The organism is Paenibacillus sp. S25, assembly GCF_019454085.1.
GTDB classification, from domain to species: Bacteria; Bacillota; Bacilli; order Paenibacillales; family Paenibacillaceae; genus Paenibacillus; species Paenibacillus polymyxa_B.
The window spans coordinates 4,068,436-4,091,578 of record NZ_CP073683.1; the positions used below are offsets into that span (position 1 = coordinate 4,068,436).

At 41.6% G+C, this 23,143-nt stretch carries 21 protein-coding genes; 5 read left to right on the forward strand and 16 right to left on the reverse strand.

Features of this window, described 5'->3' with window-relative positions; translation table 11 throughout:
* Positions 1-627: 627 nt before the first annotated feature.
* Complete coding sequence (locus KAI37_RS17740; RefSeq protein ID WP_158659116.1) at positions 628-1,089, forward strand: hypothetical protein; 462 nt, start codon at positions 628-630, stop codon at positions 1,087-1,089.
* A gap of 411 nt (positions 1,090-1,500) precedes the next feature.
* On the opposite strand, the gene KAI37_RS17745 is transcribed toward KAI37_RS17740, so the two are convergent.
* The 4 genes from KAI37_RS17745 to KAI37_RS17760 all read right to left on the reverse strand — a co-directional run bounded on the left by KAI37_RS17745 (position 1,501) and on the right by KAI37_RS17760 (position 5,576).
* Entirely contained in the window at positions 1,501-1,968 is a 468-nt protein-coding gene (locus KAI37_RS17745) for a hypothetical protein (protein WP_233901748.1), read from the reverse strand.
* Positions 1,969-2,275: 307 nt separating this feature from the next.
* The gene (locus KAI37_RS17750; protein WP_071641902.1) at positions 2,276-3,478 is read right to left on the reverse strand and encodes an acyltransferase family protein; all 1,203 of its coding nucleotides are present in this window, start codon (positions 3,476-3,478) and stop codon (positions 2,276-2,278) included.
* A gap of 219 nt (positions 3,479-3,697) precedes the next feature.
* Entirely contained in the window at positions 3,698-4,474 is a 777-nt protein-coding gene (locus tag KAI37_RS17755) for an NAD-dependent epimerase/dehydratase family protein (RefSeq protein ID WP_220029907.1), read from the reverse strand.
* Between the two features lie 214 nt (positions 4,475-4,688).
* The gene (locus KAI37_RS17760; RefSeq protein ID WP_220029908.1) at positions 4,689-5,576 is read right to left on the reverse strand and encodes a DMT family transporter; all 888 of its coding nucleotides are present in this window, start codon (positions 5,574-5,576) and stop codon (positions 4,689-4,691) included.
* A gap of 217 nt (positions 5,577-5,793) precedes the next feature.
* Between KAI37_RS17760 and KAI37_RS17765 the strand changes: the two genes are divergently transcribed.
* Positions 5,794-6,543, forward strand: a complete 750-nt coding sequence (locus KAI37_RS17765; protein WP_220029909.1) for a YdcF family protein — start codon at positions 5,794-5,796, stop codon at positions 6,541-6,543.
* 103 nt (positions 6,544-6,646) lie between these two features.
* Here the strand turns inward: KAI37_RS17765 and KAI37_RS17770 are convergent, their stop codons facing one another.
* The 3 genes from KAI37_RS17770 to KAI37_RS17780 all read right to left on the reverse strand — a co-directional run bounded on the left by KAI37_RS17770 (position 6,647) and on the right by KAI37_RS17780 (position 8,732).
* Positions 6,647-7,108, reverse strand: coding sequence for a 2-thiouracil desulfurase family protein (locus tag KAI37_RS17770; RefSeq protein WP_220029910.1), 462 nt, complete (start codon positions 7,106-7,108; stop codon positions 6,647-6,649).
* Between the two features lie 269 nt (positions 7,109-7,377).
* Entirely contained in the window at positions 7,378-8,079 is a 702-nt protein-coding gene (sigK, locus tag KAI37_RS17775) for an RNA polymerase sporulation sigma factor SigK (protein ID WP_013311218.1), read from the reverse strand.
* Positions 8,080-8,360: 281 nt separating this feature from the next.
* Positions 8,361-8,732, reverse strand: a complete 372-nt coding sequence (locus tag KAI37_RS17780; protein ID WP_220029911.1) for a hypothetical protein — start codon at positions 8,730-8,732, stop codon at positions 8,361-8,363.
* A 217-nt stretch (positions 8,733-8,949) separates the two neighbouring features.
* On the opposite strand from KAI37_RS17780, the gene KAI37_RS17785 reads away from it, so the two are divergent.
* Entirely contained in the window at positions 8,950-9,231 is a 282-nt protein-coding gene (locus KAI37_RS17785; protein WP_258382994.1) for a hypothetical protein, read from the forward strand.
* 107 nt (positions 9,232-9,338) lie between these two features.
* Here the strand turns inward: KAI37_RS17785 and KAI37_RS17790 are convergent, their stop codons facing one another.
* From KAI37_RS17790 to KAI37_RS17805, 4 genes are all read right to left on the reverse strand, one after another.
* A complete protein-coding gene (locus KAI37_RS17790) occupies positions 9,339-13,922 on the reverse strand; it encodes a fibronectin type III domain-containing protein (RefSeq protein ID WP_220029912.1) in 4,584 nt (1,527 codons plus the stop codon).
* Between the two features lie 193 nt (positions 13,923-14,115).
* The gene (locus KAI37_RS17795) at positions 14,116-14,994 is read right to left on the reverse strand and encodes a hypothetical protein (protein WP_076293536.1); all 879 of its coding nucleotides are present in this window, start codon (positions 14,992-14,994) and stop codon (positions 14,116-14,118) included.
* Positions 14,995-15,207: 213 nt separating this feature from the next.
* Positions 15,208-16,677, reverse strand: a complete 1,470-nt coding sequence (locus KAI37_RS17800) for a transthyretin-like family protein (RefSeq protein WP_076293537.1) — start codon at positions 16,675-16,677, stop codon at positions 15,208-15,210.
* A gap of 272 nt (positions 16,678-16,949) precedes the next feature.
* On the reverse strand, positions 16,950-18,431 hold the full coding sequence (locus KAI37_RS17805) for an Ig-like domain-containing protein (protein ID WP_076293538.1): 1,482 nt from the start codon (positions 18,429-18,431) through the stop codon (positions 16,950-16,952).
* A gap of 307 nt (positions 18,432-18,738) precedes the next feature.
* On the opposite strand from KAI37_RS17805, the gene KAI37_RS17810 reads away from it, so the two are divergent.
* Positions 18,739-19,227: a hypothetical protein gene (locus KAI37_RS17810; RefSeq protein ID WP_071641914.1), complete on the forward strand. Its 489-nt coding sequence runs from the start codon at positions 18,739-18,741 to the stop codon at positions 19,225-19,227.
* A gap of 156 nt (positions 19,228-19,383) precedes the next feature.
* On the opposite strand, the gene KAI37_RS17815 is transcribed toward KAI37_RS17810, so the two are convergent.
* Genes KAI37_RS17815 through KAI37_RS17825 form a run of 3 tightly spaced genes read right to left on the reverse strand, consistent with a single transcriptional unit; the run spans position 19,384 to position 21,417 of the window.
* Positions 19,384-20,214 (reverse strand): siderophore biosynthesis protein, encoded by an 831-nt coding sequence (locus tag KAI37_RS17815; RefSeq protein WP_220029913.1) that lies wholly within the window; start codon positions 20,212-20,214, stop codon positions 19,384-19,386.
* 10 nt (positions 20,215-20,224) lie between these two features.
* Positions 20,225-20,677 (reverse strand): ATP-binding protein, encoded by a 453-nt coding sequence (locus KAI37_RS17820; protein ID WP_209942986.1) that lies wholly within the window; start codon positions 20,675-20,677, stop codon positions 20,225-20,227.
* A gap of 2 nt (positions 20,678-20,679) precedes the next feature.
* Complete coding sequence (locus KAI37_RS17825; RefSeq protein ID WP_220029914.1) at positions 20,680-21,417, reverse strand: tRNA(His) guanylyltransferase Thg1 family protein; 738 nt, start codon at positions 21,415-21,417, stop codon at positions 20,680-20,682.
* 247 nt (positions 21,418-21,664) lie between these two features.
* On the opposite strand from KAI37_RS17825, the gene KAI37_RS17830 reads away from it, so the two are divergent.
* A complete protein-coding gene (locus tag KAI37_RS17830) occupies positions 21,665-22,093 on the forward strand; it encodes a DUF4395 domain-containing protein (RefSeq protein ID WP_071641919.1) in 429 nt (142 codons plus the stop codon).
* Positions 22,094-22,205: 112 nt separating this feature from the next.
* On the opposite strand, the gene KAI37_RS17835 is transcribed toward KAI37_RS17830, so the two are convergent.
* Together KAI37_RS17835 and KAI37_RS17840 are read right to left on the reverse strand one after the other, a co-directional pair.
* Entirely contained in the window at positions 22,206-22,553 is a 348-nt protein-coding gene (locus KAI37_RS17835; protein WP_013311231.1) for a Na-translocating system protein MpsC family protein, read from the reverse strand.
* Between the two features lie 119 nt (positions 22,554-22,672).
* Complete coding sequence (locus tag KAI37_RS17840; RefSeq protein WP_071641920.1) at positions 22,673-23,101, reverse strand: MarR family winged helix-turn-helix transcriptional regulator; 429 nt, start codon at positions 23,099-23,101, stop codon at positions 22,673-22,675.
* Between the last annotated feature and the right edge of the window lie 42 nt (positions 23,102-23,143).

Genomic DNA, 23,143 nt, shown 5'->3' on the forward strand with positions numbered 1-23,143 from the left:
CAGAATAACTAGATCATTTGCAGAAGTAGAACAGTTTTACGCACAAAAGCTGGCATTAGACAGCCAAGCTACCTATCTCCTTTATGCAACAAACCAGATAGTAGTCCCTGAGTCATTGAAATGGATTGGCTTAAAAGCTATTAAAGGAGTTACCAGTGAAGTAGTTAAAGGCCCTACAGAACACGAAATCACTGAGGATCAATAAAAGTTTCCCTTAAAAATATGTAGGAAGAACAATAAAACTCTTTCTAAGAAGCCAAAGACTGGTGAGGATTTGTATAAGTTTTAGTTGATATTTACTTTCAGTGATACAGCAGTCTCTCCAGTAAAGGATAACTTTCCTTATATTAATGAAGAGCAGAAACCGTTGAGAAAATATAAAGCCGTCTGATGTGGGTAAATAATACTTAGTTTTACTGTAAGCAGGCTGCCGCAGATTGGCATGTAGCTGGCCCAGTTGGGGTAAAAATTAAAGGTTGCCGGCTTGATCCATACGATTTGTTGCCTTCAGCCAGTTGAGTTATAAATGTAAAATGTGTTTTTGACGTCGTTTCTCGAATCAGTGTCTAGTAAAGTATAGTAGAAGTGCAAAATATGTTGTTCAATGAGAAAAGAGAAGTATGTCTTATGAAGCAAGAGATTATACATTATAAGCCTGGTATTTATAGGTTTGAGTGGCCTTACCTTGGGGGAAGTTTAGTTCCTAATGACAAAGGGGAAGTCACAGTATATAAATGTGACGTAGAACTGCGCGTAGGTCAGGATGAGGATATACGAGAAAGAAGGTTGATTACCGTAGTGGTAACTTCTATGCTCCCCCAGGTGCTCAAAATTATATTGAACACATTGCAACTAAAGTTCAAGATAGCTTTCTTCGATCAAATTTTTATAGAAAAGCGCTGGGAGAAGCCCGTTGTCCCTGAAGACGGAATTCGCTGGATCGAACAACACCTGTACTCGAAACAAAACGGTGGCGATGCTTCGCATGATTTGCTTTCAGAAGTAACAATGGAATGGGATTCCAAACGGTTTGCTATACTAATCCATCTTGGAAGCCAATTTCAGTCTAATAGAGCCTCCTATATATAAAGGTGTTTCCAGAGCAATCCGGAAACGCCTTTATTATTTAGAAACGTTCTCCAGCAAATAATATACCGCTTTATTCTTCGATTTGTTTGAAGCTACTGGGCCCATATAGCCTTTATCTTGCGCCGTTTAAGTGCTTCGGTCATCATCTCCGATATAACTTTTAACCATCGCTTCATCTGAGGGGAAAACCGGACGAACATGAAGAGAAAGATTAGAAAAAAGTTCAATCAGGAACTCAACCTGTTCCTCTGGTTTCCCATTGCCTTGATAAGGCTCCTAGAAAAATACCGATATAGGCCCATCCATTTCCATTAGGAAAGGTTTCTTTTTGTTTTACAAAAATGAGAAAGGGGCTGGCCCTCAGTCATTATTTATGACTTTTGGGACAGCCCCATTGCAAGATTATAACGCTTACCAAGGAGTGTCAGAAGCTTTAAGTATAACTGTTCCTTTTGGCACACCTGATCCACCGTAAATAGTCACTGTGTAAGTACCTGAAGGAACAAGTGGATTACTATCATTATTTATGAAATTTACTCCTACTCCATCTGCTGCAATAGTTTTATTAAAGATGATTGTACCCTTAGTATTATGCTTTACTTCAACTCTAAAAGATTTTGCCCCTGTATTTTTTACATACATATTAATATGTGGATATCCACTCTGTACTGTCCATGAAGTAGATGGGTCTGCAGTAGTATTATTTGATAAATTCCAATCTAGTGTATTGTTTTGGATTGCAAAAATTCCAATGGCTTCATTTCCTTCTTTGGATGCTGTATTTTCATTTGCCGAAACAGCACCAGCAACCCCAGTAATAAGAGAAATAGATAATGCACTAGTACCAATAATCTTCATAAATTTGTTTGTCATTCTCATTCTCATAACTTCCTCTCAATATAATTATATTTTTTTGAATACGCTAACATCATAACATAACAGGTTATATTCTACCAAATAACCAATTATACGACATTTAACGACATTATTTCCTTATATAATAGTATTTTATTTTACTTCCACTTTTTTTAAAAAATCCCTCTTAAAAAACGAGACTCTTACATTTTTCGACGAGATCCTTGTCAATAAGTTCACGCTCATTGAATCGCTTTTTTGGAGTTCTTTGCTCTGAAGGTCTGGAATAAGCTTAGGTAATCTACCACCAAAAAACGCAGTATTGTCGGTTTCAACTCTGCGTTTTTTTGTAAGCGGTCATCTTTTTTTCAACTTTTCGAGCTAGTTTTAATGCACCTTGATCAATATATTTCATATAATAATGCGACAAAATAAATAGAGGCACCATGGAAACCAGAAACGTAATTGCATAGGCAAGATTATAATTAAAAAAATGAATTACTTTACTAAACAGGAACGCGGAGAACGTATTTAGGAAAGTGAAATGAATGAGGTAAAGGGAAAATGAAATCTGTCCTAAATAAACAAAAGGTCTCCATCCAAACACATGCTGCAGCACTTTTGAACGAATCAGAGCAAACAAAATCATAGCAGAACCCAGGGTTCGTGCAAGAAGTCGTGGGTCGATGTCAAATTGAATCCATTCATTGATATTTTTTGTCCACACTTCTATAGGTTCATACATAGTCCCCATTAATGAAGTATAAGGCGCCGAACCTAAGTAAATCCCCACTAAAAGCACAAGTACTTTCATTATTTTACTTTGGACCCATTTGTGCTTGAGCAAATCAGCAAGCAGCATTCCCCACAAAAAAGCGACAAAATAGGCTTGAATAAAAGCAATGGATAAGACCACATACACAATCCATCTTTTTTTTACTCGTCCAAATAAAGCAAGAAAACCGAATATCAAAAAAGAACCTAATAGCTCATAGCACATTGTCCAAAGGACTGGATTGTAAGGATGTGCTTCAAAACGGAAAAACGGATCAAAAATAGCAGCCTTGATAACGGTATATATATTTGTATCTAAAGCGTAATAGTTCTTTTTCATATCCGTCCATGTTGTTCCCCATATATCTTGGAGATAAAAGGCATTCGTAATAATTGCTAGATACACAAGCAATACGGATACCGCTGCCGGCACGGCAAGCCGAATGTACCTTCGTAGGGCGCTGGAATGCAACAATTTTAGAAAGGTCTCACTATCGAGCTCTTTTTCAAACATTTTGACACTGAGCACATAACCACTTAGCACAAAAAACAAACAAACGGCAAATTGTCCATTAAAAAATAAATTAATCGGAGAATGTCCGTACCAGATATCCCATTCAAAATGAGCTTGTTGCGGTTTTCCAGTTAACGCAGCTGGATAAAATACTTGTATATAGTGCGAAATAACCACGGCAAATGCCGCGAGTCCCCTAAGGCCATCCAAATAGAATAGCTGTTTTTCAGATGTCTCTTTATTCATTTTTCCCCTCTTCTTCCATTAGTGAGGCTATTATAACATGCGATGCTGCGCGATTAAATGCACATCGTTAACCATTTTGTATTTGAGAATAACGAGATTTTGAAATAGATGTCAGTAAAAAATAAAGTTGTAGACTCCCGCCAGAGGTGCGCCCATTGCGGAAGAGGCGTCTGATCGACGCCTTAAGCCCATTCACAAAGCATATCTGAACGATCTACTCTATTCCTTTTGCCCACCCTGGAATGTGGTTTCATCCTGTTTTATCCGAAATCCGGATTTCTTGGCCTGCTCCAGCAGCTCGGCGGCGTTATCCTGAGGCTTATACCCAATTTGTTCTTCCAAGTAGCCAATGTCATAATAATTATCCGTATTGGCTGACGTACCGTACAAATTAAGATAGCTCATCTCCGGACGAGCTTCGATACAGCAGACGGTCAGACGGACCATGTCGCGCTCGGAGATCCAAATATGAGCGGCGCGCTCCGAATGGGGTCGATCATCCCCAGGAAAATTTCCAATACGGATATTAATGGAAGATATTTTGCCCTGATCGGCATACAGCCGTCCCAACAATTCAATGTAGCACTTGCTCAAGCCATAATAACTGTCTGGTCGGTAGGGATCTTCTACATCTATGCTTTCGCCTACTTTATAAAACCCTGTGGCATGATTGGAACTGGCAAAAACAATGCGTTTTACCCCATTTTTCACCGCAGCTTCATACAGCTTGTAGGCTCCACTAACATTGCCAAACAGCACTTTGCCAAGGAAATCCCCTTCATCCTTGATCCATGCAAAATGCAGTACCGTATCCACTCCGCGCGTAAGCTCATCCAGTCGTGCAGCATCATGTATATCCATTTCTACAATCCCTGCCTCTTCGTTCCTCTTCACATCAGTGGCGGTTATTTCATATTTACCTTCCGCTTGTAGCCCTTCATATAATGCTTTCCCAATTGTGCCCGCCGCTCCTGTAATCAATAATTTTCGTCCCATCTTCCGTATCCCCCTTCTTTGCTTGGTTGTATGCTGTCATCCATATCATAATCTTAACCAACTCCCCAGGGAGAAAACCCCTTGCACTCTCGAATTCAGTAGGTCATAGCCCACTTAGCTGTGTCTCTTGTCGGCATATAAAAAGGGACCCTGCTACTGTGCAAGAGTCCCTTGTTGTTGCTATGTTTCAAGTTCTTTGTTTCAGCTACTACGCTCAAGCTTGTTGTACTGCTCTCGCTCTACGATTAACCAGATAAATGCTAAGCCCGATTAAGATCAACCCGATCAGCAGGAAAGCTGTAATCGCTTCGCCTAGCACCAACGAGCTTACAAACACCGAGATCACAGGTACCAAAAACGTATAAGACGCGACCTTGCTCGCATCCCCTGAATTAACAAGTGTGAAATACAGCAACCAGGAAAGTGAAATTCCCAGCACCGTGCCGAATACCAGCCCTGACACATACGGGACATTCCATACGATATCTGACCAGTTTTCCGTCACCGTTCCAGCTCCTGTCAGCACGATGCCTCCCAGCGTACATTGAAATGCAACAAGCCACAGCGAATCCACACGCTGGTTTACCTTTTTCACATATACCGTTCCCAATGCCCAGCTCACAGCTGTAATAATAGCAATGATTACACCTGCCACAGCCACATGCCCTGAAAATCCGCCGACACTGACAGCTGCAACGCCCAAAAATCCGATGATCAATCCAATCACCTTAAGTCTGGACATCGCTTCTCCTAGCCACATCCATGCAAAAATACCGACAAGCACAGGTTGGAGATATACCAGCACAGAAAACAAGCCGGAGGGGACGTACATCAGTCCCACTGTTTGCAGACCATAAAACAGTACCACGTTAAAAATACCTGAAATAGCATACACCCGCCAATTTTCTTTCCAACGAATGCGATTCCATCTCGGTACTAAAATTGCTCCTAATAGCAGACCGCCCAGCAGTGTACGTAGCCCTGCAAACAACAATGGAGGTGTGAATTCCAATGCCACTTTATAAATGGGCCAAGAAATGCCCCACAATACAACCAGTAGCGCGATCATCATCATCCGCTTGGCTGTCGTTAACTCTCCCATGACGCTATCGCTCCTCTATGAAAAAAATCACTAGACTTTATATACTACGCCTGCAGAACAACTTTATCAAACAAAAAATATGTATTGGAAAGCTCTACCTTTCATGCCCGCTTGTTCATCGAGGTATGTCTTCGGACGGAGGAATCCAGTCATTTTCCTATGTTACAATATACCAAAAAGATAGATAAAGCTTATAAGGATAGGAGGTTGTCTGCATTTGATTTATATCATCAAATTTTTGTACAGCTTTGTGCTCCCTCCCGGTTTGTTCATCCTGGTGATGGCAGGGCTCGTGATCTGGCTATGGAAAAGGGCACGTATACCTGCGGTCGTACTGCTTCTTGTCACATTGCTGCTGTATGTTTCCTCGACCAATTTGGCTGGAGATTTGTTAATCAGTAGCCTGGAAAAACAGTACCCACAGCCCCGTACTATTCAAGGCGATGTCATTGTCGTACTTGGGGGTGGAGCCACAGAAGGAACCCCCGACATCAATGGACAAGGCAATCTGCTAGGATCTGCGGCCAATCGTCTGCTCACTGCGGCCAGATTGCACGAAGCAACAGGCTTACCCATTCTTTTCTCCGGCGGGCAAGTGTTTGGAGACAGTGGTAATGAAGCGAATATTGCGCAAAGGCAGCTACTAGGACTCGGTATTCCGGCAAAGGACATCCTGATCGAAAACCGTTCTTTGAACACACAGCAAAATGCCGTGTATACATCCCGAATTTTGGAAAAACATCAACTCACTAGACCTGTTCTGGTGACCTCCGCTTTCCATATGCCACGTGCTGCACTGGAATTTCAGCGTGCAGGCGTGCAGGCCATAGCTTATCCTACCGACTATCTGGCAAGTGAAAAGCTGTCACTGTATGCTGGCAAGCTCTCGCCGTCTGCTGGGGCCATGTCTACAACCGGAACAGCCCTCAAGGAATACCTAGGAATTCTTGCATTAAAGCTTAAATAATGTGATGTCTATTCGTATAGCGGCACATAGCACAAACAAGCGTCTTGCGCTCGCAGGTATAAGCCTGTAAGCTAGCAAGGCGCTTGATCTACTCTTATATATTCTAATCCAAGAAAATATCCGATATTTGTTCTTCCGATATGACCTTAAAGCCTTCCTTTTTTAACAAAGCCGAGGTTACCCCGTTACCTGCTATTTTACGGTTTTCGAATGACCCATTATATATTGCTGCTGATCCGCAGGACGGGCTGTTTTCTTTTAAAACAACAAGTGTTGCGTTAACCTCTCTGGCTATATTCAAGGCTTCGTACGCACCTCTAATGTACATATCGCTGACATCGTTGCCTGAAAACTCGACCACCTTGGCTGTGCCGTTCAGCACATCCTCACCTGTCCCTCCAACAATCTCAGCAGGCTCTCTCGGAGTCACAAAGCCCCCCAAAAGCTCAGGGCAGATTGTCATAGCTTTCTTTTCCTCTACCAACTTCTGAATATGTACATTCAGGCTATCGGTCCCGTTATATCGTACCTTCATGCCCGCCAAACACGAACTTACCAGAATCATTAGCTTCCACCTCATATCCATTGCATTCACTATTAAGTAGTTAAAGTATAAACAAATTTTCTCGTAGAGTCATCGTGAGAAAATTTAGACTCGCCGCTACGTCCGCGTTCCGTAAGATATTCGTCCAGCTGATGCCATAATCATAATCATAATCATGATCCTGCACTCTACCCATACCCTTTTGAACTTTACTCGAAATACAAGTAATGAAAAAAGGCCCTGATTAGGGCCTTCAAATACTGCGGAGTTCTACGTATCTCCTTTGTCATTTATCCCTTCTGTTTGTAAAACTCATGGTACAACTTCATCAGCGCGCGCTTTTCGATTCGTGACACGTACGAGCGCGAAATTCCCAGTTCTCGTGCAATTTCCCGCTGTGTTCGTTCTTCTCCTCCGGCTTCCAGGCCGAAGCGGCCGATCACCACTTCTTTTTCACGCTCATCTAAAATATCCAGGTTGCGATAGATTTTACTCTTCTCAATTTTGAGTTGTACTTTATCTACAATATCGTCCGCCTCGGTGCCGAGGATATCAATCAAAGTAATCTCGTTGCCTTCCTTATCAGTCCCTATAGGATCGTGGAGAGATACGTCTTTGCGTGTTTTTTTCAGAGATCGCAAATGCATCAGAATCTCATTTTCTATACAACGGGCTGCAAATGTTGCCAGCTTGGTGCCTTTCCCGGTCTGAAAGCTTTCGATGGCCTTGATCAGTCCAATGGTGCCGATGGATATAAGGTCCTCCAAATCTTCGCCGGTGTTATCGAATTTTTTCACAATATGGGCCACCAGCCGTAGGTTGTGCTCAATGAGTGTGTTACGGGAGTGTGCATTGCCTTCGGCAAACAGCTTTAGGTGTCGAGCTTCCTCTTTCTCAGTCAATGGCTGCGGAAAGGCGTTGTTTTTCACGTAGGAAACGAGTAGCGTCAATTCCTTGATGAACAGAGCGATAGCGCTAAATAGTCCGGGCACGGATGACACCTCCTGAGGTAGTTGCGAACTTACCGGCCTTTGTTACTTACCGGGCTTGCGGTCTGTTTATTGTATGTAGGCAGGTGCCCATCCGTGCCTGTACTCCGAAAACTGCTCCGTAACAATTTGCCGGATATCTTTCTGGAGCAACCTCCAATACTTAATTCGAAGCGTAGAGATCTCTTCGACACAAATCAACGCACTCCATATAGCCAGAGGGAAACCCGCGATAGCTTTACATTATTCACCACTTGGTTTCCCCATTTTCTTTCAGTAGAGTATTAACTTCTTTCTAAATATGACAATGGAAGTGGTGAATAGACCATTGTATCTCCATCTTCATCTCGTTTTAAAATAATAGCAAACTCAGCACCATTACTTTCATCGCCTCTTGGCAACGGAAATATCATAGCCGGACAACGCAACTCATAATTATGAGGAAATTCTTTTCGAAAGTTCTCTATAGCATAATTCAGAATCGCATCTATTTTGTCGGTAAGTACATTAAAACCTCCTATTACAAAATCATTGTATTCTTGGGAAGAGGTATACTTCTCAAATAATTTTCTTTTATATTCCTCAACAGTACTAAAACAAACTTCCCAATCCAAAGGGAATATGCCATCTCCCAAATAATAAGTGTATATTTTCATATTCTATCCATTTCCTTCCTCGCACCTCGATTAGTTATTTATATTCTAAACATGCAACCCCCCGCCCGCAAATGAACTTGCTATTATGTTGTTGGACCGCTTAAACACTAGTATGCATTCCATCGTCAAGGAATATATTCATAGAGAGTTTCATATAAATGATATGAATCAACCTTTTCAACATATTCAAAAATTAAGCTTAAGGAGGAATTTCAACATGGCAAAATTCAGTCAAAATCCAGACGACTATACTTTTTCCGTGGATCCTGTTGTTATAGCAGAGGAAAATGTTTCAACGAACGGAGATTCTAAAAATACTTTTCCGAAAAATGTTTTAATCGATAATAATCTCTATTGGGAAAGCAGTTTAAGCGGTAAAGGTGGAGAAATCATCTTCAAATTAGATACAGGTAAGACGATCAATGATATTCTTTTAGCTCAGCCATCTTCTCGAGCTTTTATACTTACGATATATTCAGCTAAAAACCGCACTCATTAATGGCGTTCCTGCCTACAGAGCATCCAATATAAACCCCGCTATTGCGGAATAAGTTAAGTTAGTACACACAAAAAAAGGGGCTGGCCAACGCCGCCCCTTGATTCGTTCTATTTCAGCTGAAGCATGTTATAAATCATCTCAGCCGCTTCCGCACGTGTGACCTCCTGCTTGGCCCGAAAGCTACCATCTGGATATCCTTGTACTAAATTAATCTCGGTTAGACCAAGTACATCCTTTCTGGCCCACTCGACAATTTGAGAGGAATCTGAGTATGCACTGCTTTCTTGCTGTGGTGTAGCTTTAATAATGTTATTCACCATTTTAGCCGCCTGCTCACGGTTAATGACCCGATCTGGGCCAAATTCTCTATTACTAAACCCGCGAGCGACCTGATCTTTAATCGCCGTTTTGAGTAGATCAACGTACCACGCCGATGGATTAATATCCTCGAAGCCTAAAGTCACATCCGTTTCGAGCGGTAATTTCAAGGAACGGACCAGCATCGAAGTGAACTCCATACGCGTTACAGGTCTATTCGGCTCAAATAGCGTGTGGGTTGTTCCCTTTACTATACCCAAATCGGCAAGCACATTTATTTTTTCTTTATTAAATATCCGTTCAATGTCGCTAAAATGATTTGGCTTCTTCTCAACGGTTGAATCTTGAATTTGCTCTGTTTCTATCGGTTCCTTTATAACAGGCTGAATCGGTTTTACACTCCCCGCCCCTCCTGCTCCGCCACCTACGTCCACAGTATTACCCGTTGTTTTTCCATGCGCTTGTTTTGCCTCTGTGCGTTTTCCCTGACTATTTTCTGCCCAAAGTTGAACTGTATACAACTGCTTCTCTTTAAGTTTTCTCCAGATATAGCTTCGATCCTTACCACGATATAGCTCTGTTCCCCCTTCACTGACGAGGACGAAAATATCATTTTCATGGTCTGATTCCCAATGGATGATAAACTCACTATTCGTTGTTTCTGTCTTCGAAATCGCAAACGCTGGGGACGGTAGCGTCTCGACCTGACCTTCTGTCTGCTTCCCTTCACCACTTGTGTTCACTGGCTTAATGGTAATACGATACATTGTAGAACTGTCCAATCCATCTACTTTAAATTCATGGGTGGTCGTATGACCGATAAGCACCTCGTTTTGGTAGACATTGTAGGCATCTGCACCCGGAGCTTCTTTCCACGTAACGACCAAATCGGTATCTACTTCTTTCACAGTCAATCTATTGTCTGGTATTTGACCTGGCAAAGCGCGAAGCGTAAAGGGAGCTATATTACCTACCCCCGTTGTATTCACGGCCTGTATACCAAACGAGTAAATCATACCAGGCTGGATATCTGAAAGCTTAATATGGGCATCTCTGGTGTTAAAAACTTCCCCCGTATCTTTACGGGTTACAGTATATTGAGAAGAGCTCTTGATTTCATCCCAGCTCAGTGAAATCTGACCACCCTCAAGTTCTTTAACATTAACATTTTGTACTTCAGGAGGAAGTGTCAGCAGCTCACCCAACGCTGGCTGGCTGAAACCACTACTGTTCCCACTGCTCACTTGAAAATCATAGTTTCTCCCACCTGTTAAACCAGATACAACCACATGTGGTTCCGTACTATAATAATTTTGACTGTTGATCGTTACCTTATATTGAGTTGCCCCATCAACCGGGGCCCATATCAATGTGGCATCGTGCTCGCGAACATCTTCAGCTGAAAGTTGCACAGCCGAATCAGGTAGTGTTAATGCATTGATAGATGTATCTTTACCCGTGCCACTTCGATTGTAGGCTCGTATTTTAATATTGGCAGATGTACCAGCAGGCAAGCCCTCAAAAGTATAAGAGTGGATACCACGCGCAACCCGCACCTTCGGTTCATCGTTAACATTCAAGATGTATCCTTCAACTCCCTGCACATCCTGCCACGCAACACCGATAGCATACACATCCTTTGTCACACTCGATAATGTAGTTACTCGATCAGGTAAAGTGATGACTCCCAGATGAGCATAGTCTCCGAATCCAGTTGCATTTTCAGCGGAAACGTTATAACCATACTCTGTTCCCGCCTGAAGATCAGTGTCGTTGAATTCTGTATACACATCTTTATAAACCGATACTTCGTCACGTTCTAGGGCGTAGTAGGTGGCAGTGATTACAGAATTCCACTTCAAGTCGATTCCATCTTCTCTTACAGTTACATTTCGGAATCCGTTCGGGCTGTCTGGTAGACTTAAAAAAGATACATGCTTTGCTGTACCCTCTCCAGTGTCATTAATAGCTGATACAGAAACATCGTAATATTTACCAGGCTTCATTCCCGTAATTGGATTATACACATCCTGTGTAACCGTATCCTTAATTATGATTTCTCCCGTACTTACGTCTGCTGCTGTAATATTATATTTGTTAGCTGATGAAACTGGCGTAAAGCCAGCCATGATTTCTGTAGAATGACGAGAGACAGGTCGTAACTGGATATGCTCAGGAGCATCAGGTAACGTTAATATATGGACTCGATTGGAATACGCATTACCTCCTACATGATTACTAGAACGCACTTCATATTCGTATTGCCGTCCTCCTTGTAGCCCTCTATCTGTAAAAGAATTTGTCGGATGCGTAACATCCCAAACCTCATTAGTTGTTAGATTTCGGACTGTATAAACGTAACCATCATCAAGACCAGACGGGAGAGTCCACTGCAAATCAGCTTCTGTATTTCGTATGGATGTCGCAGAGAGCACAACCGACTGGGGCTGCTTTTGAATACGAAGTGCACTGCTGACCGTTTCATAAATGTTGCCCACCCTGTCTTTGACCTTGGCATGAACATACCATTCACCTTCATCTGAAAGATCCATCTGGATTGTTGTATCAGCTGAAGCATCCCAGTTTTCTGGTGAATCAGGGCTGTTCGTGATTTTATACTGCATTGTGGATGACTCAATCCCCGAATGCTGATCGGCATATCGTATCCTCACATGAATATGGGTATCTTTCCATTCACGCGAATCTGGCGTCAGTTGGATCGTCGGTGGTTCCAAATCAATATAAGACACCGCGGATACCGGCTCGCTTCGATTTCCAGCCGCATCTACAGCTTGAGCAGTCACTTTTACGATACCCGAACCATTTAATATTCCAGACGAACCAGACACATAGGTGCCAGAATCCAATTGATATTCATAATGTACTGCTGTAGTATCCGTCGCACCCGATAGAGTAAACTGCACTGGCTTATTGGTATATCGGGTAGGTATCGTCACCTCGGAAAACGTAACTTTCGGAGGCGTTGGCTTGGTTCGATCAATCATGACCGATTGAGTCACGATTGGACTAGACACGTCGAGATTATTGATCGTCCGCGCTGATAATTCGTAAATCCCTTCTGCGTTTAATGTAAAAGTGCCATTGTATGTCTGCCATTCCCCTAATGGACCCAAGCGATATTGTGTCATCTTAATTCCATTTGTAGAGTCACTTCCTGAATCAATAGCTATATCTACATCACGGATCGTTGGCCCTATCTCGCTAGCCCGGATGGCAGGAGCAGTCGGTCCCTTTTTATCAATGGTGACTTCTTTACTTACTTCTTGGCTCACATTACCGACGCCGTCAATGGAGCGTGCATGTACTGTGCTTTTACCATCTTTATTCACATGAAACACTCCAACATAGTCCTGCCAATCTTGATTCACAACGCCCGTCAAACGAAATTGAGTATGGGCTAGTCCAGAATAATCGTCTGTTCCCGGTTGTAATGAAATCGTATAGTCATTACTGTTTCCCGTTGCGTTTAGGATGGGTGGAGTTGGTGGCATCTTGTCTATTCGAACATTCCCGGAAGAAAGACCACTATACTGGTTATTCACGTCTACTGTCCGGGCATAGATCGTATTTACACCGTGATCATATACAGTAAAGGGACCTGTGTATGGCTGGAATGCTCCTCCATTCAGGCTATATTCATAGTATTTTAGTCCTTCAGGAGCCACGTCCCCATTTATCCACACGGTTACGGGTTCTTTGGTCCATCCTGTGATCGCTTGTCCCTCTGTACCTGCATGGATCTGAGGTGGTTTAGGCATTAGGTCCGATTTGGGAATAACACGGATTCCAAACTTGGATATTTCATTGCTTGTCTGTTGGTTAGTTCCCATCGCTCTGAAATATCGAACATCCCTTAATGTAATAGAGTCGGTGATATCTATCCATTTTCCCTGGTAAAATCTATCGGCATAGAATTTCGTTACATTAGTCCATGTGTATAAGTTCGTTCCGTTAGGCCTCCAACTGTCGCCTGCTGCGTTATTAGATGTATATATATCAGTATGATAAGACCCTTCAATGTAAACAAAAATTCTATAATCAGAAGTCTTAATTGATCTTCCAATATCAATAAAACGATTTGTCGGCTGCGTAGTACCATCACATTTATATCTGGCCGAACCCATGCCAGTGTATACTTCCGTTGCTCCTATCCCACTTCCTGACCAAGAGCCCCAACTGTCGCCTCCACCCGGCAAATTGTTTTGGCAAAAAGGTCCTCCCATGATCTCCTGAGTAGCAGCTGATACCCTTTCCGGAAATATGGGAATTATCGTTAATAGTAGGACTACAGCCAAAAATCCATGCACCCACTTCCTATACTTCCTTACCTTTCGCTTATTTTTTCGATACATACACTTCTCCTTACTTTATTTTATTTTCAAAGAGTTTTACAAACTCGCCTCGGATAAAATAGAAAAAGCACCTCAAACGAAGGCGTTAATGCCTAAGTTTGAGGTGCTTCCTCTATATCACGAGTATGTTTTGAAGCTATTATACTTCGTTCCAAGCAGGTTGTAAACAGAACTGACAAATTATTTGAAAGTGTTAATGGACCTGAACGCCTAAGTTCCGAAAAAATCCTCGCATATTCTGCATGTAAGAATCCTGAGTAGCGGAAGATTCCTTAAGAAGATTTTGCATACTGTTCATAAAAGCAGAAGCTGATGTCGTATCCGCTTTGTCAAACCGATTGTTTAGCGGTGTGTTATTGAGCAACTCTGCGTTCTGTCCCATACGTTCCTTGTATTTCTCAATCCAATCGGGATGTTGAGGAACCTTTTGCGCAAAATTTAACAGTTGGCTCAGCCCATTTCCTCCACCTTTAATATCATTCATGTACGCAGTATATTTTTGAGGATCAACCTGCTTCATCACTTCCGACAGCTTGACATAATCCTCAGGAGCACCTGACGGACGATCTATTGGAGTCGTGTAGCTAATATCTCCGGTCTCTGGATCAGTGGATCGTGTCAAAGCAATACTAGCAATCTGGTTCATGGTTTCCAGAAACTCTTTGGCCTTGTCGCCTTCCATGTAATGATCGGCAATATACTTGGATTGGGTAACTCCCATCTCCAGCAGCACAGCTCGTTGACTCTCATCCGTTACTGTTCCGTCGACGATAAAATTAGATTCAATCATACTGTACACTGCATTAGACACTTCTTCTGACTGACCTTCCAAAACCCGGTTTAATGAATCATTGATCTGTGTTGTACCGAAATACTTGGCAGCCTGTGATACAATAGCTCCTTCCGCCAACTGTCTACCGGCTTCACTAATCTCCACGGAGTCTTGAACTACCACTCTGGAGACCTGTTCTTCATGAAGCTGGGGTGGTGGAGCTTGCTTGCTTGTCGGATTGATCCGTAAGCTACTTGCATTAAGAATCGCTTGCTGTGCTCTAAGAGGTCCAAAATTCATTCTATTTCCTCCTGTCATGTTTGTAACAGGCAATCTAAGGCGTATGTATAGTGTAATGTGACCCTGTTTCTATATATATCGGACAAAGCATATATGGAATGAACATATGCTTTGTCCTAAAATTGAACAAATATTGAAACGAACTACTTTTGTTTCAGATATAAAATATTCAAGCAACAAGTTACCTTAAGTGTTAGCTTAATACCCCGTCCATCAGCCGCCATAAATACTATAGGCAAAGTGATATACAATATCTGTGTCTATAATCGAAGTACCTGACACCTGAACGGCTACCCCTGATAGATCATAGTAGTGTGTAAAACTGATGGCTCCAGACAGGTATTCCGCTATACTTCCAGTGGAAGATGGCAGGGAAAGAGTCACACTAAAGGCTCCATTCTGGTCCGTATAAGCTGTGCCTGTACGAGTACGATTTCCGCTGCTTTCAGTCCAGTTCTGATTCAACCAAGTCACATCAACAGGCGCATTTGCCACTGGATAACCATCAGTTGTCTTAACTACCCCCTTCACGGTAAGGTTGCTGCGTTGATTAACCCGATAATGACGACCATATGAGTAGTTCGGATAATCATTAGGACCATTAACAGAATCATAGCCGGTAATTTCAATTTTGCCAGCCCGAAGCACTGGCTTCAGTGTAAGTGTGTATAAATGATTGGGTGAATACTGATTGGTTGTGTACACTCGCACATAGTAGGTTCCTGTATTTAAGCTGACATTATGGTTCGTTTGCGGCAAAAGCGCCATTTGGTTTCCTGTAAGAGCTCCGTAGACTTCAGCTTTGTAGCCATAACCGTCCGAAACACTATCGAGCTTTACGTTCAAAGCATCATAATTGCGGCTGGCAGGGATCGTAACTTGGTACCAGTCATTATCAATGCCTGAATGAATGGAGCGTGAATTAAGCGATGAACCGCCCGTACTAAAGGTAAAGTTATAGGCATGGAAAGCACTCTCATCTGGTTCATATGCATCGTAGCTGGAGCTTGTATCGACCGTTAGATAGAAAGGATCATTGATGCTGGAACCCTTTTTGGCATGAACAGCAATCGCATATGCCTTTTCATATCCGGTAGCGTTACGGGTTCCTACGTTCTCAGGAAGTGAGGCAGCCCCCTGTTCATAATTGTTAAAATAAGTACCATAGGTGGATGCGTCAATGGCATTAGGATTAATGTCACCTGTCGTCATATCAAACTCATATAAGTATAAGTCATAGTCAAGCTGGGCTGAAAATGGACCATCCAACTGGGACTGCAACAATTCACCAGGCTGCAAATAGATCGGATATAAAAATTGTGTGCCTCCCTCTTGCGTAATCGTACCGGAATACGTAGCAGAGGAAACTGTGGCTGATGCAGCCATTGGGTTTGCCTTCAGCGCAGAAACATTTTCCCTTTTCAATGAGGCTGTTTCTGGTGTTTTAAAGTTGAGGTCTTCCTTCATTGCATAAACCGAAGACGTAATACTTTCTGGTTTGTCTGCCCGCGTTAAATGCTTAATGATGTCTTCATTGACAGTTGTTAGCTGAATCTCGGATTCCGCCTTAATCGCTTGGTCCGATGCAGCCTCCGTGCTTTCACTCGCATTCGCAGTCATTCCGAAAGCAAGCAGGAGCATCATGCTTAACATCACTGCAATAGCCTTTTTGAACCTCTTCATACTGAAATCCCCTCTCAAATGGTTTAAGGAATTCCCGCTATCCCCGGATAAACCAGGGTGATTTCTAGGCTGTATGGCTCAATCATAAATCATCTTTGGTTCTATTGGAATATATTATGCAAAACAATTTCTATTTGTAATCTATGAAAACAAGACCATTTTCTTATTCTTGGTGAATAAACATGAAAAGTCGCTCTTTCAGAAATGGAAAGTCTCAGCTAACCATTCAAAAAAAGCGACTCTCATGAATCAAAACTACATTAAAGCATATCTTAATTTCTCAAGCTATAAGCAAACAGATAAACAATGTCCGTCGCACTAATCGAAGTTCCATCGACCTGAGCGGCAACTCCTGTAAGATCATAGTAGTGTGTGGAACCAATTTCACTTATATAATCTACATTTTTTCCTGTCGATTGTGGAAGAGAAAGGGTCACACTGAATTTACCGCTATCATCGGTGTACGTAGAAGCCGTTCTCGTACGGTTACCGCTGCTCTCGCTCCAGTTCTTATCCAGCCATACGACCGTGACAGGAGCATTGGGAACCAGTTGACCATCTGTTGTTTTCACAACACCGTTCACGATCAGACTGCTGCCTCCGTTAATACGATAATGACGACCGTAAGAATATGTCGGATAATCATAATAGCCATTGGAGTTATAGCCGGTAATTTCAATTTTGCCAGCTCGAAGCACTGGTTTAATCGATAGTGTATACAAATGGTCGGCTGAATACTGACTTGTGCTGTACACTCGTACATAGTAGGTCCCTGTGTTTAGGGTAACATTATGATTGGTTTGCGGTAGAAGCACCATTTGATTGCCAGTAAGAGCTGCATATACTTCCGCTTTGTACCCATAGCTTTCCGAAGTGCTGTCCAGCTTCACATTTAATGCATCATAATTACGGCTGGCCGGTACTGTAACTTGATACCAATCATTGTCTATAGACGAATGGATGGTGCGGAAGTTAATCGAGGAACCTTTGTCGTTAACAGTAAAATTATAAGCATGGAAGGCACTGTCATCCGGCTCATAGACATCATAGTTGGAGCTTACTGCTACAGTTAAATAGAAAAGGTCATTAATGCTATATCCCTTCTTGGCATGAACTGCAAGTGCGTAAGCCTTTTCGGCTCCGCTCGAGTTGCGAGCCCCTACGTTTTCAGGAAGAGAAGCAGCTCCTTGCTCATAATTGTTAACATAAGTCCCGTAGTTGGAAACATCTATTGGGTTGGAATTAATATCACCTGTCGCCATATCAAACTCATACAGGTATAAGTCATAGTCAAGCTGGGCTGAAAACGGACCATCCAACTGAGCCTGTAACAATTCACCCGGCTGTAAATAGATCGGATATAAAAACTGTGTGCCTCCCTCTTCTGTAATCGTGCCGGAATATGTAGCAGTAGACGCTGTCGCTACGGTCGCTGCGGCTTTAGCTGTTACTGATCTTGCGCTGGCTTTGAGCGAAGGGGTAACTCTCTTTTTCAATTCAGATTTCTGTGGTGTTGCCAAGTTGATATTTTCTGTAATGTTGTACACCGAATCTGTGATACTGGCAGGCTTGTCCGCGCGTGTTAATTGTTCAATAACACTTTCCTTATCAGTTGTTAGCTGCACATTGGAAACTGCTTGAATCGCTTGATCCGTCTTCACCTCTGGGCTTGCACTCGCGTTCGCCGTCATCCCGAATGAAAGCAGGAGCATTGAGCTTAGTGTAACTGAAACCACCTTTTTAAACCTTTTCATACTGAAATCTCCTCTCAAATGTGTTAAAGAAATTCAGAATTTCCCCAAATATATACAGGAAAATTTTAGGATGTACATATCTATCATAAAGCAATTCTGGTTCAAATGGAATATACTTCTTAAAACATTCTTATTTGTAATTCTATATGAATAGGTTTAGGTTAATCAACTTAATTTTGACACTATTTTACCATAAAAATCCTACCATTCTCTTATTTATTCTATATAATCAAATAATATGGATAGTTCTTTATGACTATTAAATGAATCGAATTACCCATAACATACATAAAAAAGGGGAATACAGATGAAAAAACTTAGCGTGTTTATGTTAGTATTATGTTGCTTCTCCATTTTGGCAGCCTGCTCTACCGATCCGATAAAAAAAGATTTAATCACGTATGTAAATGATGGAATGCTTCCTTTGGCACAAGATGAAAAAGCAGTTACTGATAAGTATGCAGCTGTGACCGGAGATAACTTTACAGATGATGTTACACTATATAATGCTTTAAAAGACGATATCATCCCGGAATACACCAAATTTGTTGATAAGTTAGAAGCTGTAAAGACGGAAACTCCTGAGGTAAGAGCCGTCCACGAAACCTACATCAAGGCCGCTAGTACTCAAAAGGAAGCCTTCATTAAGATGCTCGATGCGTTGGATAAACAGGATCTGAACTTAGTCAATGAAAGTAACACCAAGCTCAGCGAAGGTAGAAAGCTATTCAGAGATTTTGGTGAACAAGTCAACACACTTGCTAAAGAGCATGATGTGGAGATGAATAAGAAATAAATAAAAAAACTCCCTTTATGGGAGTTTTTTTATTTAAAGATTTTTCAAAATTCGATTCCAATTGCCCCAAAGTGCAAGATATAGACGAACTAAACCATTTTGATCTATATCTTGTTCATTGGAAGTCGCTTATTAGATTTTTTGCAAAATCCTCACTTATGAATATTCGAAGCAAATTACCGCTTTGCTTAATTCTTGGTCGTAAAATAAATAGACGGTATCCGCCCCAAACGCTTGAAAATAATACCCGGTAATGGAACCGATATAGGCAAAAGTCTCACCATTGGGACATTTAGGCACATGAAGTAGATTGGTTTGCTCGAACTGGAGCATCTCTTCCAGAGATTCGTCATATTCCTTCATGTAACTTTGAGCCTTGTCAGACTGAAAAGCGATATCATCCAAAATTCCGTTAACTTCAGGGAAACTCAGCCCCCAACCGCTGGTTTGCTTTTCCTCAAAATCACGGGTGAGCTCTTTCACAGACTTTTTGGCCTCCCCAAAGGAGGAATATGGATAAAGTTTATTGTTTTCCAGGAAAAATGCTTTGCGAGCTTGGTAGTCTTGATCATTAGCCGTGTACACCTGTTCCAGTCCGTCCAACGCCATGACTTCTCTCTTCATACGTAGGTACGCTTTATCCCCGGTAGATTTCAGCGCTTCATAGGTAGCTTCCAATTGCTCTTTCCGATGAAGACTAAAATAATTCCAGTCCGCTTCAAATTTGTATTTGCCGTCAATTACATCGAAACCCAGCATATCTTCCTTGGTATATGAGGTATGAAATTGCTGAGTATTTTCACCCACACTGCCTTCATAGATTTCTTTTACGGAAACAAAATGCAGCCACTCGTCCTGCTCCGGGAATAGAAACTGAAGATTAATTGAGCAAATCGGCAGAAAGTGCTTACGATGATGTTCAAGATCGCTGGCAAATACGTCCTCGTATGCCGGAAAACGTTTGATAAATCTCTCAGGTATGTTCATGGTACTCCCCCTATATTGTATGGTTTTCCGGCAGCCTTCTGATCTGAAACGTTCCTTCAATGGAAATCACACTATAGAGTTCATCAAATCCTTCTTCGTAGCTTGGGATCTCTAGTTTACTCATTACACTTTTAATACCGATTTCAGGAATATACTCTTTACCTGTGCGCTGCTCATTACGCTTAATAGATTCTGCAAAATCGGGCTCAAAATAGTAGCCAATAATTTTAAACCCCTTATTTTTACAAGCATCGATATATTTCTTCCGTTCTATAACAGTGGCATTTGTATTGTCTACAACAAAGCGCTGCATTGTTTCGATAGAGGCTTGCAGATAAATATTTTCCCTATTCCGTGTTTTAAGCATATCAAGGTTTATTCGCATATGTGTTTTGAAGAAATGTTCTTTATAAAATGTCGACTTGCCCGAAGCCTGAATTCCTATAAAAATGACACACTCCAAATCTACACATCCTTGTCCAAGTATACATATTGGTTAATATAATCTCTATTCTGTGAAAAAATCGGTGTCTCATGATCAACACCCCACTTGCTTCTGACGGCTTCGCCTTTGTTGTATTGTTGTTTGGTAATGCAAATTCCCCGCTTTTGCCAGACCGGAAGATCGTTCCAGTTTATCCCTTTTTCCACAAAAAGCTTGTCTTGTAGCTGATTTCCGTTCAATCCTTCTAATTCTGAATGCCTAAAATGGGCTTGAGCTACCATAGAAATGCTGTTTTTAGTAGCATCTTGCTGTCTCCATAGAAAGTAGTTTGTAACCTCATCCTGGGGCAAGACCCATGCTCTCGCATCAAAAGTGGCTAAAGGCTGACCTGGGTAAACCTTTTGGATTTCCTCATTAAATTTGGCTGTAGCCAGAGAAGCAGATATGGACACCATTTTTTGAAGATTATTTTCAAACCAGGATTGCGTCGTTAATTTGTCATCATTCGTAAGAAGCAGTGAAATTTCATCGCTCTGATGATACACCAGTTTACATCCCATAATGTTATAGGCCAAATATTTACACGTCTCCCATAATGCAAAAATTAGTTTCTCATCAAAAGGTTTCGTCATCCCACGTGTAAAGGTATGAAAATGCGCACCATCAATTCTGATGATTACGGGTAAACGGCGTGGTAGGCTTAATCTATAGGCATTTTCATATTCCTTCATCCTATTTCCAAAATCATTTTTTTTCATAAACTATGTAGGTTCCTTTCATGATCCATGATTTGCGCATAGAGTAAAACAATGTCTATCTTCCCCAATTAACATATATAAGAATTGTAACAAATTGGCTGATACATCGCTAGGAATTAAGCAAAACAAAAAAACTTAGCAGATGGACTTGCAGAGTCTTTCGTTTTTTCTTGGTATCTATTCCCCAAATGTTAGGTTATAATAATTTCAGATTTTACTTTATTCCGATATGAAAAGGATGATATATATGAACCAAATTCCATCTTCCATTCCGCGTCCGTTAGTCAGGGCTAACCAATGGGTAATTGTTTTATCTGTAGTTTTCACTTGGATCACAGGGGGATATGGGGTGCTAGTTATTCCTCTTATCGCGGGGTTGCTCGGCGTCCTTTTTAACTTCAATCCGGTAATGCGGATAGCCAAGCTTTTCTTGAAGAAAAGCCCCTCCTCGTATGTGCAGGAGGACCGAGAGCAGCAAAGGTTTAATCAGCTTCTTGCCGTCTTTTTTCTGTTGGTCGCTTGGGTAGGATTTATGCTCCAGTGGAGTATTGTCGCTTATGTATTCTCGGCCATGGTCCTGGTGGCGGCCTTGGTGGCTATCCTTGGTTTTTGCATAGGATGTTTTGTTCTCTACCAATGGTCCCAATATCAATATCGAAGAAGAAAACACGTGTAAACAGAAACAGCCCCTCTATTCATTCCATTTCAATTAGGACATCGTTAATTAAATCGAAGGTGCAGCCGAACTCTCCAACAATATGGGTGCTACGTCGGTTCCGCCTTCTTTTTTATTTTGCAGTAATATTATCTTCAAATACAAAAACGGATATGGCTATATCTTCCTCCACTTTAATATCTGAAAAGAGGTGCAGCAGCCGGGAATCCATGTAATCCTCCAGTTCTTTATTGAAGTGTGTGGGATATATTTTTTGAACCATTTTGGTTCGGGCTGCATGCACCATCTCTTTCCCGGATTCTTCTTGTGCCAGAAACTTTTCGGATGGGGTTAAATTTCCATACAGCATCGTGATGGCCATATTATCTACAAAGGTCGTATGTATGCGTTCCGGGCCTTTCCCAAACAGCTCTTTACGTACTTTTCGAATAATTTCGTTAAAACCCGTTTCCCTTCTCATATCGCACCGCTCTCCTAAAATCTACTAAAATCCCTATTACTATTTCCATCATAACCGATTCCTATCATATAAAACAGAGACTAGCGAAAGTGATTTTTGGAACATGATTTTATCTGCAATTATAAGCGTTCATTAATTTTGATTAACATTTCCTCTAAAATTTGCTTCTCCTCTTCGGTCAGGGCTTGAACAATTTCATCCTCCACCTTTTGGAAAGAGTCACTAAAAGCTTCAATCAATTCAATAGCTTTTGGTAAAACATAAATATTTTTTTGCCGTTCATTATTGGCCGGAATTTTGCGCTCGATGAATCCTTTTTGCTCAAGACCTTGAAGTATGCTTGTAATGCTGGCTCCGCGTAGATGAAACCGATCGGCAAGATCCTTCTGAATTAAATCATTTTCTTGATTCTCATAGATATATCTAATCATTTTTCCTTGTTGAGCATTTAATCCCAACTCTTTTATACTCTCGTCCGCTCTTTTCTTTAACTTAAGACCAATAATCTGAAACAAATCCAGATAAACCGTATCCTTTTGGGTTTTCATAATCGTACCTCCTCAAATTATTAGAAGTCTAATTGTCAGTAA

What these genes read in the sequence shown, in the direction of transcription:
- KAI37_RS17750 (WP_071641902.1), bottom strand. Translation starts at nt 3,478, where the DNA reads ATGAATAAAGAGACATCTGAAAAACAGCTATTCTATTTGGATGGCCTT.
- KAI37_RS17830 (WP_071641919.1), top strand. Translation starts at nt 21,665, where the DNA reads ATGAACCAAATTCCATCTTCCATTCCGCGTCCGTTAGTCAGGGCTAAC.
- KAI37_RS17780 (WP_220029911.1), bottom strand. Translation starts at nt 8,732, where the DNA reads ATGAAAATATACACTTATTATTTGGGAGATGGCATATTCCCTTTGGAT.
- KAI37_RS17825 (WP_220029914.1), bottom strand. Translation starts at nt 21,417, where the DNA reads ATGAAAAAAAATGATTTTGGAAATAGGATGAAGGAATATGAAAATGCC.
- KAI37_RS17800 (WP_076293537.1), bottom strand. Translation starts at nt 16,677, where the DNA reads ATGAAGAGGTTCAAAAAGGCTATTGCAGTGATGTTAAGCATGATGCTC.
- KAI37_RS17745 (WP_233901748.1), bottom strand. Translation starts at nt 1,968, where the DNA reads ATGAGAATGACAAACAAATTTATGAAGATTATTGGTACTAGTGCATTA.
- KAI37_RS17835 (WP_013311231.1), bottom strand. Translation starts at nt 22,553, where the DNA reads ATGAGAAGGGAAACGGGTTTTAACGAAATTATTCGAAAAGTACGTAAA.
- KAI37_RS17815 (WP_220029913.1), bottom strand. Translation starts at nt 20,214, where the DNA reads ATGAACATACCTGAGAGATTTATCAAACGTTTTCCGGCATACGAGGAC.
- KAI37_RS17755 (WP_220029907.1), bottom strand. Translation starts at nt 4,474, where the DNA reads ATGGGACGAAAATTATTGATTACAGGAGCGGCGGGCACAATTGGGAAA.
- KAI37_RS17805 (WP_076293538.1), bottom strand. Translation starts at nt 18,431, where the DNA reads ATGAAAAGGTTTAAAAAGGTGGTTTCAGTTACACTAAGCTCAATGCTC.
- KAI37_RS17740 (WP_158659116.1), top strand. Translation starts at nt 628, where the DNA reads ATGAAGCAAGAGATTATACATTATAAGCCTGGTATTTATAGGTTTGAG.
- KAI37_RS17760 (WP_220029908.1), bottom strand. Translation starts at nt 5,576, where the DNA reads ATGGGAGAGTTAACGACAGCCAAGCGGATGATGATGATCGCGCTACTG.
- KAI37_RS17810 (WP_071641914.1), top strand. Translation starts at nt 18,739, where the DNA reads ATGAAAAAACTTAGCGTGTTTATGTTAGTATTATGTTGCTTCTCCATT.
- KAI37_RS17795 (WP_076293536.1), bottom strand. Translation starts at nt 14,994, where the DNA reads ATGAATTTTGGACCTCTTAGAGCACAGCAAGCGATTCTTAATGCAAGT.
- KAI37_RS17785 (WP_258382994.1), top strand. Translation starts at nt 8,950, where the DNA reads ATGGCAAAATTCAGTCAAAATCCAGACGACTATACTTTTTCCGTGGAT.
- KAI37_RS17770 (WP_220029910.1), bottom strand. Translation starts at nt 7,108, where the DNA reads ATGATTCTGGTAAGTTCGTGTTTGGCGGGCATGAAGGTACGATATAAC.
- KAI37_RS17790 (WP_220029912.1), bottom strand. Translation starts at nt 13,922, where the DNA reads ATGTATCGAAAAAATAAGCGAAAGGTAAGGAAGTATAGGAAGTGGGTG.
- KAI37_RS17840 (WP_071641920.1), bottom strand. Translation starts at nt 23,101, where the DNA reads ATGAAAACCCAAAAGGATACGGTTTATCTGGATTTGTTTCAGATTATT.